At 50.2% G+C, this 12,796-nt stretch carries 12 protein-coding genes; 3 read left to right on the top strand and 9 right to left on the bottom strand.

The window, feature by feature from the left end:
* Nucleotides 1–34: 34 nt before the first annotated feature.
* Entirely contained in the window at nt 35–676 is a 642-nt protein-coding gene (locus ACYUJT_RS05855; protein WP_460319463.1) for a bifunctional 4-hydroxy-2-oxoglutarate aldolase/2-dehydro-3-deoxy-phosphogluconate aldolase, read from the bottom strand.
* A 155-nt stretch (nt 677–831) separates the two neighbouring features.
* Between ACYUJT_RS05855 and ACYUJT_RS05850 the strand changes: the two genes are divergently transcribed.
* On the top strand, nt 832–1,530 hold the full coding sequence (locus tag ACYUJT_RS05850; protein ID WP_460319462.1) for a metal-dependent hydrolase: 699 nt from the start codon (nt 832–834) through the stop codon (nt 1,528–1,530).
* Nucleotides 1,531–1,583: 53 nt separating this feature from the next.
* On the opposite strand, the gene ACYUJT_RS05845 is transcribed toward ACYUJT_RS05850, so the two are convergent.
* Nucleotides 1,584–2,810: an MFS transporter gene (locus ACYUJT_RS05845; RefSeq protein WP_460319461.1), complete on the bottom strand. Its 1,227-nt coding sequence runs from the start codon at nt 2,808–2,810 to the stop codon at nt 1,584–1,586.
* Nucleotides 2,811–2,995: 185 nt separating this feature from the next.
* Between ACYUJT_RS05845 and ACYUJT_RS05840 the strand changes: the two genes are divergently transcribed.
* The gene (locus tag ACYUJT_RS05840) at nt 2,996–3,754 is read left to right on the top strand and encodes a DUF4339 domain-containing protein (protein ID WP_460319460.1); all 759 of its coding nucleotides are present in this window, start codon (nt 2,996–2,998) and stop codon (nt 3,752–3,754) included.
* A gap of 78 nt (nt 3,755–3,832) precedes the next feature.
* On the opposite strand, the gene ACYUJT_RS05835 is transcribed toward ACYUJT_RS05840, so the two are convergent.
* From ACYUJT_RS05835 to ACYUJT_RS05810, 6 genes are all read right to left on the bottom strand, one after another.
* The gene (locus ACYUJT_RS05835; RefSeq protein ID WP_460319459.1) at nt 3,833–4,315 is read right to left on the bottom strand and encodes a GNAT family N-acetyltransferase; all 483 of its coding nucleotides are present in this window, start codon (nt 4,313–4,315) and stop codon (nt 3,833–3,835) included.
* 12 nt (nt 4,316–4,327) lie between these two features.
* Entirely contained in the window at nt 4,328–4,873 is a 546-nt protein-coding gene (locus ACYUJT_RS05830) for a GNAT family N-acetyltransferase (protein ID WP_460319458.1), read from the bottom strand.
* A gap of 79 nt (nt 4,874–4,952) precedes the next feature.
* A complete protein-coding gene (locus tag ACYUJT_RS05825; protein ID WP_460319457.1) occupies nt 4,953–5,423 on the bottom strand; it encodes a DinB family protein in 471 nt (156 codons plus the stop codon).
* 17 nt (nt 5,424–5,440) lie between these two features.
* Complete coding sequence (locus tag ACYUJT_RS05820; protein WP_155611119.1) at nt 5,441–5,743, bottom strand: antibiotic biosynthesis monooxygenase family protein; 303 nt, start codon at nt 5,741–5,743, stop codon at nt 5,441–5,443.
* A 77-nt stretch (nt 5,744–5,820) separates the two neighbouring features.
* On the bottom strand, nt 5,821–6,741 hold the full coding sequence (locus ACYUJT_RS05815; protein WP_460319455.1) for an NAD(P)/FAD-dependent oxidoreductase: 921 nt from the start codon (nt 6,739–6,741) through the stop codon (nt 5,821–5,823).
* Nucleotides 6,742–6,757: 16 nt separating this feature from the next.
* Nucleotides 6,758–8,458: a glycoside hydrolase family 13 protein gene (locus ACYUJT_RS05810; RefSeq protein WP_460319454.1), complete on the bottom strand. Its 1,701-nt coding sequence runs from the start codon at nt 8,456–8,458 to the stop codon at nt 6,758–6,760.
* A gap of 268 nt (nt 8,459–8,726) precedes the next feature.
* Here ACYUJT_RS05810 and ACYUJT_RS05805 point away from each other — a divergent pair, with 268 nt between their 5' ends.
* The gene (locus ACYUJT_RS05805; protein WP_460319453.1) at nt 8,727–9,959 is read left to right on the top strand and encodes a multidrug effflux MFS transporter; all 1,233 of its coding nucleotides are present in this window, start codon (nt 8,727–8,729) and stop codon (nt 9,957–9,959) included.
* A 74-nt stretch (nt 9,960–10,033) separates the two neighbouring features.
* Here the strand turns inward: ACYUJT_RS05805 and ACYUJT_RS05800 are convergent, their stop codons facing one another.
* Nucleotides 10,034–12,787 (bottom strand): endo-beta-N-acetylglucosaminidase, encoded by a 2,754-nt coding sequence (locus ACYUJT_RS05800; protein WP_460319451.1) that lies wholly within the window; start codon nt 12,785–12,787, stop codon nt 10,034–10,036.
* Nucleotides 12,788–12,796: the final 9 nt, after the last annotated feature.

The following is a 12,796-nucleotide window of genomic DNA, read 5'->3' as shown; positions in this document are numbered from 1 at the left end:
TGGTTGTGTACTCTATTGTTGAAGCCGCCTAATCTTATATATCGTCAGCTTGCCGGGCTGCTTGCACGAGCGCTGCCGCATTCCGCTCGATTTCATCAAAGCGCCCTTCTTTTACGAGAGCCATATTGACGATGCTCCCCCCGAGTCCGACCGCAGTTGCTCCCGCTTGAAAAAACTCATGAATATTATCAAGCCGGACACCTCCCGTGGCGATCATCGGTATATGACTAAGCGGAGCCCGGATCTCGCGCAAATAGGCGAGCCCCATCGATGCCATGGGAAATATTTTTACCGCGGTTGCCCCCACATTCCAAGCTCTGACGATCTCGCTTGGCGTTATCGCGCCCGGATAAACATCAATCGATTGTTCGCGGGCATAGTTCACGACAGCTTCATCCAAATTTGGGGAGATTAAATACTCTGCCCCTGCGGATACGGCCTCTTTGGCCATGTTCAAATCTAGGACCGTACCTGCCCCGATACGCATCCGATCGCCAAATTGCTCGCGCCAGCGCGAGATCATGCCCAACGCGCCGTCGCTGTTTAATGTCGCTTCCACAAACACTACCCCTGCACGGGCCAAAGCCGCGATCAATCCGTCTGCCCGATCATCAGGCACATGGCGAAGAATGGCGATGATTCTCTCTTGTTTCAATTGCTCAAACGCAGTGCTCATCCTGCTCCCCCTCTCGCTTCACAACGTAGCATGTTCGAGTCCCGAATACAATACTTCCGTTCTTCTTCTTACATAAATTAGTTGAAATGTGACTCAAGCGCCCAAGTCAGTTATAATTTAGTAGGGATTCAACTACGTTCATTGAGGTGATAAAAATGAAGCTGACCTATTTAGGACATTCTTCCGTTCACATCGACACCGGCGAATACAAGCTTATCATCGACCCGTTCCTAACGGGCAATCCGGTCGCTACGGTCTCGGCTGAAGACATCGAGGCCGATTACGTGCTGCTGACGCATGGCCATTCCGACCATATCGGCGACGCCGAGGCCATTGCCCGCAACAATCAATGCCCGGTCATTGCCGTCGTTGAATTAGCGAACTATTTTGCAGCCAAAGGGCTCGAGACAACCGGTATGAATCTCGGGGGCTCCTTCACTTTTCCGTTCGGTAAATTGAAGTTCACTCCGGCCCTGCACAGCTCATCTGTTGAAGTAGATGGCACAAATATCTACCTCGGGAATCCTGCGGGGATATTGCTCGAGCTGAATGGGTTTACCGTCTATCACGCTGGAGACACGGCTTTGTTCACCGATTTGCAGCTGATTGGCACGCGTCACCGGGTCGATTTGGCCTTTATCCCGATCGGCGATTTCTTTACGATGGGCCCAGAGGATGCTTTGACTGCAGCGGAATGGGTTAGCGCCCGCCATGTCGTACCTATTCATTATAATACCTTCGGTCTGATCCGGCAGGATGGCGACCTGTTCGTCAGCGAGCTTAGCAAGCTGGGCATTACCGGACATGCGCTTAAACCTGGAGAAGAACTGCATCACCATCAACTAAGCTTATAAATACAGCAGCCCCATGCTACCGGTTTCGGCAGCCTGGGGCTGAACTGTCTCGGCTAATCCACCAGCTCTTTGCCTTTCGTCTCTGTACCCAGCCATAATACGGCCGCCGCACCGATAAGAATGGTCACGAAAAAGATACCGAAGATGTATCCGATTTGATAATGTCTGGCAACGAGCATCCCTACCATATACGGCGCAATAACTCCGCCGACACGGCCGAATGAGGCAGCCAACCCAACGCCCGTTGACCGTACTCCGGTGGGATACAGCTCAGGCGTATAAGCGTACATCCCGCCCCAAGCGCCAAGATTGAAAAACGACAGGCAAATGCCGGCAGCGATCAATGCGCCTTCCGTAGTCGCGAGGCCAAACCATGCCGCACTGACGGCGGTAAGCGCCAGATATAGAACAAGGACAAATTTGCGGCCAAACTTCTCAATAAAATAGGCTGCCGTAAAGTAACCAGGAAGCTGTGCCAACGTCATGATCAGAACGTACTCGAAACTCTTGACCAGGCTGAATCCCTTCAGCATCATCACCGACGGCAGCCACAGGAACATGCCATAATAAGAAAATACGACTGTGAACCAGAGTACCCACAGCATGATCGTCGCACGACGATGGGGCTTGGCCCACACAGATTTGAATCTCTGGCGAAACGACGTCGCTTGTTTTCCCTTCTCTACCGTTTGCTTTGTGAATCTCGGCGGATCCTCGATCGCCCTGCGCAAGTATAGGGCATACAGCGCTGGCAGCCCGCCGATAATAAAGGCCGCTTGCCAGCCGTACTTCGGTATCACGAAATAGGCAATCAAAGCCGAAGCAATCCAGCCGGCCGCCCAAAAGCTCTCCAGCAGCACGACCGCTCTTCCCCGATCCTTAGACTGAACCGATTCCGACACCAGCGTAGAGGCAACGGGCAGCTCCCCTCCCAAGCCAAAGCCGGCAATGAACCGAAGGATGCATAGGACCGCAAATCCGGTGGCCGCTGCCGACAAGCCTGTCGCGAGCGAGAATATCAACAGCGTCCACAGCAGCACGGATTTTCGGCCGTATTTATCCGCCATATAACCAGCGATGGCCGCCCCGAAGACCATGCCGATCGAGTTGATACTCGTAAACAGGCCGGTTTGCTGAGGGGACAGCTGCCATTTCAGGCTTAAGTCGGCGATAATGAACGAAAGCATGCCGACATCCATCGCGTCAAACATCCAGCTCAGCCCCGCGCTCATCAGCAGCTTGCGCTGCTTCGGCTGGCGGATCGTCTCCATTATACTCATTCTTCTACCACTCCTACGGGTTCGATTGGTTTCTCTCTTCTCTTAATATGGATTAATAATAGCAAATAATGACTTTTTTCGCTTAAAAACTTCAGTTCCCTCGTTACTTCTATGTAATTCCATGGTACTATTGAGGATATTATGCTATATTTTGCAAATCTTTTTTAAAAGGCAGGATGATATTCATGGGAAGCAATTATAACACAAGTCCGGTTCCTTGGTATTATGTGTATAACGACATCATCAAAGGCCCGGTCACCATCGGACAGATGCAAAGAGATTATTACATTTACCGCGAGCTCCATCCCGGCACGATGGTTTGGACCGATGGAATGGCCGAATGGACGCCGCTATCTTCGACAGAACTGATTAATCATATCATGTTTGCGCCCGGCAGCGGCTCTCCAACAGAGCAAGCCCGTCCTCCGTATAATGGAACATATACGAATCAAGCACCCGCAGGCCAAGCCTATCCCGGATCGCAGCCCGGATCGGTTCCTGGACCAGCAGGATACCCTCCAGGAGGCTATATCCCCGGTGCGCAGGTCTATCCGGGACAGCATATCGGATCTCAGGTCCCACCCGGACAATATCCGCTGCAAAAAATCAACAATACATATATGTGGCTTATCGTTGGGGTTGCTGGCATCGGCAATCTTATATATCTTCTCGCCCGGGACGTTGGCTCGGGATTCAGTTTCATGATAACAATCATCATGGTCGGACTATATGCTCTGTTTTGCTCACTGGATAAAAATGAACTGCAGCGTTCAGGCCATCGTACGACTTCGGTCTGGTGGTTTTTGATCGTCCCTGTTTATATGTTTGTCCGAGCATACCGGGTACGGCAAGTTCCATCCTATGCGATCGTATTTTTGGTCATCAGCTTTGTCGTAGGTTTTATCTACGGTTTCGTCAACGCGTTTTTTGGAGCGTTGTTATAAGCAAAACAACATAACAAGAGCTGTTCCCTAACATTGCAATCTGCGCTCGGGAACAGCTCTTTTACTATACTCATTGCTCTAATTTAGCGCCAGATGGTAAATATGCTGCGGCCCGATCGGGCCTTCGATCAATTTGCCTTTATCTTGGAAGCCCGCAGCCATATATACGGCCTGGGCCACTTTATTGCGCTTATTTACGGCCAATGCGACTTCATTATGCCCGGGGAAGCGGGATTTCATAAATTCGGGAAGCTGGAGCATCGCTGTTTTGGCAAGCCCTTGCCCTTGATAGCGGTAGTCGATAGAGAAGGAACGCAATAGCATCGCATCGGGATTCACGGTAAATTCCTCGATGTCCGGTCCTTCATGCAGAATAAAAAAGCCGGCAGGAATCTCCTCGTATGTAATGACCACTGGGTACTGGTACTCATCCCGATTCGCTTCATCCAGCACGTCCTTCGGCAAAGCGCTGAAAAGGACCTGCTCTTCGGGAAGCTCGAAGCGCTCTAATGGCACTTTGTCACTCGGTAAATACAGACGCAAACTCACTTTATTGTTCATTGAATCAGCCGCTTACTGGCTCTCTACCCTCCTTCCCAAAATGACAAGGTCTCTCTCGTTTCCGTCCAAATTAGCGACCCGCGGCAACAGCCCCCACTGCTCAAACCCGTGCTTGTGCAGCAGCGCCAAGCTTCCGGCGTTATGGCCAAACACGAAACCGAGTATCGTCTTCACTGCAATTTCCGGGCATGATGCAATGGCCTTCTCGATCAACAGGCTGCCGATGCCCTGCCCGCGGAACCCAGAGGTTATGTAGATGCTTATTTCCGCCGTGCTGTCATAAGCAGGACGCCCATAAAAGGACTGAAAGCTAAGCCAAGCGATCACAGGATTTCCATGCTCAATAGTCAAACCTGACCTGTTGTTTTCTCCGGCCCTAACTACCCATAGCGGTCTACGGTCCGGCGTATGCTCCGCAAACCATTTCAAGCGGCTTTCCACCGTCACCGGCTCCAGATCAGCCGTAACTTCTCTGCTGTCGATTGTCTCGTTATAGATGTCTACGATCTCTTGTAAATCATCGATTGTCGCATGCTCGATTGCATATGATGTCAACATTAATGGTGGCCCCTATCCGTTTCAGCTTTCAATCCCACCAAAGATAACAAAAAAATATAAAAATAGCTAGCCTGCGAGGCTAGCTTTGGATTAATTTCTTGTACATTTTAATAACGCTGAAGTGCATTCCCTCATGATAAAGGTTGAAATTCAAAAATCCTTCGACCGTGTCCAGCGTAAAGCCGGACGATGTCGTATACGGCTTACTAACGCGCTCCTCCAGCTTGCCTGATAAAATCGAAGCAATCTGCTTAGGCTGCTGCCCTAGAAGCTCAACAATATCAGCGAGCTTTGGCACATCTTCCGTCCATTTTTCCGGGGAGGTCCCATTAGCAAAAAAACTCTTATATTCGCTAGGAATCAGCGAAGGACGACCGCTGAGCTGAAATGCAAATGCGTCCTGCACAAAAGCAATATGCCCTAGATTCCAGCGAATATTGTTGCGGAACCTTGCAGGTATAATATCCGCCTGTTCCTCCGGCAAATCCTGAACCATTTTCAATGTCTGACTGCGAATGAATTCCAATTGACTAAAAATAATTTCTCCCATGGACTGGCCTCCTTGGATTAATCGATGAGCTGCTTGATCTGGACATAGTGCTGGACAACGGGAAACGGGTCGTAGAAATGATGAAGCAGCGCTTTCCACTCTTGATACTGTTCCGACTTCCTGAATCCAACCTCATGATCGGTAATCGACCGCCATTTGACGAGAAGAATATACTTATTCTCCTCTTCCACACATTTATGCAGTTCATGGTCGATATACCCTGGCATGCCCGATATAATCTTGGACGCTTGCCGAAAACTGCTCTCAAAGTCATTGATCGTTCCCGGCTTCACATGCAGCTCGGCTACTTCAAGGATCATTCTCTCCCCCCTTACCAGCTATAAAAAGCATAAACTGTTACAATGCCCTTATTATACCATCATAATATAGATTTGAGTTAATAGGATTTTCCTTTCTGTGTCCGCAAGGCCTTGTTAATCCAAATCGCCGCGATGGAACCTTCGCCCATCGCTACGGTGGCCTGCTCCGCATGCAGGGCTAAATCGCCGGCGGCCCATACGTTATCCACGCTCGTTCGCTTGCTTCGCGGATCACTTTCCACATGGCCGTTATCACTGAGAGCAGCCCCAATCTGCCCGGCAAGCTCGGAATGAACCTTGTTTCCGCCAAAGGCAATAAAGCCCCGCTCAGCGAGCAGAACAGTACCGTCGCTAAGCACGACTTGCTCAATTTGTCCTTCCGCGGCAGGCCGTATTTTCGCAATCGCTCTTTCAATATAAGTAATGCCTTCTAGATGAATCCGTTCCAACAGCTCCGGAGTTACCCTGGAACAATCATGATTCACGTAAGTCAGCTTATTTGTCCGTTCGGCCAGAAGCAGCGCCATGCTGGCGCCGGCATCGCCTGCCCCCATCAAAACGGTAAGCTTGCCTTGGATTTCATACCCGTCGCAATCCGGGCAAATATACACACTGCTTCCCAGCAGCGGGAGAAGTCCGGGGATTTCAGGAATACGATCGCTCACTCCGGTTGCAAGCAGCATCGTATAGGCCTCGTATGTACTTCCAGCTTCCCCTGTAAGGAGTATCGTCCCGGCATCGGTTCGAGCCGCTGTTATAATCCTATCCTGAACAAAGCGGACACCGGTGCTCGCTGCCTGTTCCCTCCCCCTGCTCCGCAGCTCTTCCCCCGATACTCCCTCCGGCCAGCCTAGAATATTGTGATAGCAGCGGCAGAGCGTTGATCTGCCCTCTCCGGCGTCAACGACTAGAACATCATAAGCGGAATAACGACCCAATTGAATTGCGGCCTGAAGTCCGGCGATTCCTCCTCCGACGATGATGCAATCCTGCAGCATAAGCGATTTTCTCCATTCATTTAGATTTGGGCAAACGCTGCAAATATACCCTGGCTTCATACGGACGCAGCTTCAGTTTGCATAAGTCTTCATTTTTTTGTGGCGGATAATTCGAGATAAGCAATTCCATTCCCTCCGGGGATAATTCCTTTGGCAGTTCAAACAGCGGCTCCCGTTCAAAAAAATTAAGGATCACCAGCAGTTGATCGTTATCCAGCGTCCGAGTGTAGGAATAAATTTCGGAATGCAGCGGCAGCAGCAGCTTATACTTGCCGTAAACGATAACCTTGTGCTGCTTGCGAAGCTGGATCAGCTTCTTGTAATAATGAAAGATGGAGTCGGAATCATTCAGCGCTTCTGCTACATTGATCTCCATGTAATTGGAATTGATTTTAATCCAGGGAGTCCCCGTTGTAAAACCACCATTTGTAGTCGTATCCCACTGCATCGGGGTTCGCGCGTTGTCCCGGCTTCTCTTGCGAAGCGCCTGCATGATCTCTTCTTCCGGCACCCCGTTATCCCGCTGTTCTTCGTAATAATTCAGCGTCTCCACATCGCGGTAATCGTCGATAGACTCAAAAGCGATGTTCGTCATTCCGATCTCTTCTCCCTGATAAACATATGGCGTCCCTTCCAGTGTATGAATGAAGGTGGCCAGCATTTTTGCCGAAGGAACCCGGTACAGCACATCGTTCCCGAAGCGGGAAACCGAGCGTGGCTGGTCATGATTGCACCAGTAATTCGCATTCCAGCCCCGATCGTGGAGAACGTTTTGCCAGTTGCTAATGATTTTCTTCAGCTCGAGCAGGTTCCAGGGAACGACGTTCCATTTACCGCTCCCTGTGGAAGCGGCGTCTATGAACATATGCTCGAATTGAAACGTCATATTCAACTCGCGCCGGCCATCTCCGACATAATCCAACGCTTGCTCTGGACCGAGTCCCGACGTTTCTCCGACGGTCATAATGTCGTAATAGTATAGCACCTTGTCATGCAGGTTCTGCAATAAAGTGTGGACATTCTCCAGATTGGAGAACATTTCATAGGCCCGCACCGTTTTCGTCTGATGGGGGTTGTTGGCGTCTGGAAGCCCCTCGGCTTTGACGATATGCGATATCGCGTCAAAACGAAAGCCGTCCACTCCCTTTTTGAGCCACCACTCCACCATGTTATGCAGTTCATCGATCACCACGGGATTGTTCCAATTCAAATCCGGTTGGTATTTGGAGTATAAATGCAAATAATACTCATCCGTTTGCGGATCATACTCCCAAACCGAGCCGCTGAAGTAAGATTCCCAGTTGTTAGGAGGGCCTCCGTTTTTCCCTTTCCGCCATATGTAATAATCCCTCTTCGGATTGTCTTTAGACTGGCGGGACTCTATGAACCACGGGTGCTTATGCGAGGTATGGTTCAGCACCAGATCCATCATAAGCTTCATCCCCCGGGAATGCATGTCCTGAAGCAATCGGTCAAAATCCTCCATTGTGCCGAACTGCTCCATAATATCGCAATAATCGCTAATGTCATAGCCGTTGTCATGGCCGGGGGATTTATAAATGGGGCTCAGCCAAATGACGTTGACCCCCAGCTCCTGCAAATAGTCCAGCTTGGAGATGATGCCTTTGAGATCGCCGATTCCGTCCCCATTGCTGTCTTTAAAACTTATTGGGTAAATTTGATATACTACGCTTTCCTTCCACCATTTCGGATTCATTATATACTCTGCCTCCTTATCCGGGTTGGGCCCTAACCTGGCATGCAAGCGGATTAATTCATTCTTCCTTTATCGCGGTAAACCTGATATGCGCTTTGTTATATCTATAAACAAGTGAAACGTCCGGTATAACAAACAAAAAGAACTTTCGGCGGAATTGTATCTTTTTACCGCTTATTTTCACTGATATAGTATAATGAAATAATCTGCGTCTATACGTCAGACTATGCAATAATCGCCTTGTCTCGAAAGGATGTCAGCACAGTATATGAATTCAATTACCAGCGATTCTCAGACGTCTTCACGTCCCTTATCCCGTTCCGCACGTTTGAAGACGGCTTTTATTCTCGGCAGTCTGTCTGCCTTTGGGCCGCTTTCGCTCGATATGTATTTGCCGGCACTGCCCAAGCTCGCTGAAGAGCTGAATGCGACAGCTTCCATTATTCAGCTCAGCCTGACCTCCTGTTTGCTTGGACTAGCGCTGGGTCAATTGGCAGCTGGACCGATGAGCGATGTGCGCGGCCGTCGTGCACCGCTGATTATATCCCTCTGCATTTACGCGATAAGCTCGCTGCTTTGCGTATTTGCGCCTTCGGCTTGGATACTTATTGCCCTGCGTTTTGTCCAAGGCTTGTCTGGGTCAGCTGGAATCGTGATTTCCCGCGCCGTCGTACGCGATCTTTACTCCGGCACGGAACTGACGAAATTCTTTTCGCTGCTCATGCTCGTCAATGGTGCCGCACCGATTCTCGCTCCGATCTTTGGAGGGCAGTTGCTGCAGTTTACGTCTTGGAGGGGCGTATTCGTAGTATTAGCCTTGATCGGTGTTGTTATGATGATCGCGGTATTATTCGGGCTTCCCGAGTCGCTACCCAGGGAGCGCAGGCAATCCGGCGGCTTCGCCGCCATGTGGATGACCTTTCGTAGGTTGCTGGGAGATCGTCTGTTCATCGGCTTCTGTCTGACGCAAGGCCTCGTTTCTGCCGCGATGTTCGCATACATATCCGGCTCCTCCTTCGTCATGCAGAATGTATTTGAGGTCTCGCCGCAAATGTACAGCTTTATTTTTGCTACAAATGGCGTCGGCATTATCATCGCCAGTCAAACTACAGGCCGTTTGGCAGGAAAAATTAAAGAAGCCAAGATGCTGCAATTCGGGTTGGTTCTAGCGTTGGCGGGCGCCACAGGCCTGCTGACGGCGATACTGCTTGGAGGCAAGCTGATCACTGTCCTTATTCCTTTATTTTTTGTCGTATCCTGCGTAGGGATCATCTCCACATCAAGCTTCTCGCTGGCGATGCAGAGCCAAGGGAAAGCCGCCGGGAGCGCCTCCGCCCTGCTCGGACTTATCCCCTATATCCTTGGAGCTACCGTCGCCCCGCTCGTAGGTTTAGGTGGCGAGCACACCGCGGTGCCGCTGGGGATCGTAATCGTGATCGCCGAGCTTGGCGCTGTATGCAGCTATTTGCTCCTGGTACGTCCAAGACTTATTAGCAAATAACGCAACGGCTTCATAGAAACTAAAGCAAACAAAGCGCAATCCGGATAAACGTTTATCCGGATTGCGCTTTATAATTATTTCAGCCCTAACACTTCAAATTCATAAATACGGGCTGCAGTATCTCCACCCTGTGTCGGCTTATCGACCTGCAGACGTACGTATCTAGCCTTCGTTAGCCCGATGGCATGCTTGCTGACGCCTTTAGTATTGTCATTTATGCTTACGGCATTGTTCCAATTCTCTCCGTCCGAGCTAAGCTGAATAGTAAATGCCCGCGTATTAAACGCAGCTGGCTCACCGCCCGCTTCGGCATGCTTAATGACGAATTCACTAATTTGTTGCTCTGAGCCTAAGTCTACCGTTAGAGTATGTGGTCCCTCACCGACTGCACACCATTTCGTCTTCACATTTCCGTCCAAAGCAAATGTTGGAGCTTCCTTCTCATTCACATAACTGGATGCAGAAGCCGTTTTCCCGAGGGCAAGATTACCTATGCCGTTTACGGCTTCTTTAGTTACAGTAATAAGCTGCTTTTTAACCTCGTTTTCTCCTACTATATTTTTCGCGATTAAAGTCACTTCGAACGTACCTTCTTCATGATAAGTCACTTTGGGATGGCGTTCTGAACTCTGTTCAGGCGTCCCGCCAGGGAAACTCCAGCTCCATTCTTCGGTCACTTCCGACGATAGGTCGGTGAACTGCACCGCCTCGCCAGGCGCAATCAGCGTCTTGTCGGCTTCAAAAGCGGCAATCGGCTGCGGATACTCCGGCCAATCGAAGCCTACGGCTGCCGCCTTGCCCTTTTCATAATGACGGTTTACAGGAATGACGACCATTTTAGTCGATTTTTCTTTATCCAACCGCTTCATTTCAGGCACATAGTACACATTGTTGCCTGTCATGCCCGCCAGCTCATATTTACCGTCCGGATGCACGCGATATATTTGATAGTACAGCACATCACTGTCCTTTTTCGGAGCATTCCAGGACAGGCGGGCATCGCCGTATATGCCATCGCGGAAGTCATTTTCGATGACCTGCAGTCCCGTGACATCCCCCGGTTTCTTCGCCTTATCATTCACCTGAGTAACAGCGAGCCGCCCGACATTCGCGCTGTAATTGTCTATCGCCGCGCCAGCTTCAAACTGCAACGATATACCAGTAATGATACGACCGGCATACTGATTCAGCCTGACGCTACCTTCTCTCCAGTCCTGCTGTTCCCCAGCCTTCTCCCACTTTTTAGGCTCGAAGAGCTCATATTGATCCGGTTCATCGGAGAATGCTAAACCGATCTTTACTTTGGCTGCACTCGAATTATCCTGATAGATGAGCGAAATTTCCGTCGTCGCTTGCACCGGCAATTGCGCCTTGTACAATTTCACATGGGTGGCTGCGCCTTGACTCATCGAGCCGGCTACCTTTAATGAGCTTCCGCCATAATATGACTTGCCGAAGTCAAAGCTCGGCACAAGTGCTGCCCCGTCACCTTTAGTCTCGGTAATCCAGCGCCAAGTCGGGAGGATATCCTGTAAGCTGCGATTGCTCCAGTCTTTATCTCTCATAACTTCGCCGTTAATAGCGAACATATGACCATTGCCCGTATTGAAATGAGTAATAAACTCCGAGCCTGTCAGCACGCTCTTATCGACGATATCGTTAGCGATCCCTCTCCAGGCAAGCGGGCTGCTTCCTCCAGGCAGCTGCGTGTTCTGCGGGTTCTTGTGCTGGCCCACCCAGAAAATTTGCTCTTTCTCCATAAATTCTTCCTGGGTTTCCGAGCTGTTATAAGCCCAGTCCGGCCGATAAATGCCGAGAGATACCGGTGCCTCCTTCCCATTTGGGAATAAGATTGGCCAATTATAGTTGCCCTGATATCCTCTGGCCTCTACATCAATACCCGCATACAAATCATAAGGACTGCGCCCCAGCTCTTGGGCCTTGCCCGGTGAATTTAATAACGAATTGACATTGCTTTGCCATCTAAAATCCAGGAACATACTGTCGGACACACGCTGCTCCCCATTTTGGAAAAACATTTTGTTCCGATCGGTCAGAGCTCCTTGCCAGGCCACCGGACCAGTATCGACCATCGAATCATACCAAATGACTTCCATGCCCGACATTTTGGCGTTCTGCAAATAAGTTAAAAACTCCGCCATCTTGGCTGCATCCTGCGGCGTGCCTCCCTGGGTTTCCTGGTTAATAAACCAGCCGTCGAATCCGTAATACTGGGCAGCCTCAATGAGCTTATCCGCCACCGGGAACGATCCATCCTCGCGCTGCTGCAGTAAATCATGCATCCATTCGATTTTTCCGCCATGCTCCCGCTGCGGCAAGAACACTGTTCCAAAAACCGGAACGCCATTTTTATGGGCTGCATCAATGACATCCGCGCTTGGCGGAACGATTAGCCCCTCTCCTGCTGAACCGCCCCACATCACGAGCTTATCCACATACTGCCAGTAGCTGAAAGTATATGTATGGAACTTATCAGATCCCTGAGAAGGAGCGCCGCTTGTACTTGGATACATCGATGCCAGGGAAATGACCTTCGCTTCATTCTTCGCATTCGAATTGATTTTATCGCCTTGAATTCTGCCTCTCTGAAGCTCCACGGTTCCCCGATTAAAAGGAGCATCCTTATCCGTGGACGGTGACCATTCCAGCAATGTGCTTGGATACCAGTACGAGGAATACGGCTGAGCCGCCTCTACCTTTCCCGCATAGCCTGTTAACGAGGCTGCAAGCAGTGCCGTACCCAAAGCTAATGTCAGTTTCCGTTTCCATTTTGTACGTGTAAAAAAATTCGGATTGATTCGTTTCATAGTATCCCT

It is taken from the genome of Paenibacillus sp. YSY-4.3 (assembly GCF_054767475.1).
The sequence above is the reverse complement of the archived record's forward strand: the minus strand, read 5'-3'. Positions and strand labels throughout refer to the sequence as shown.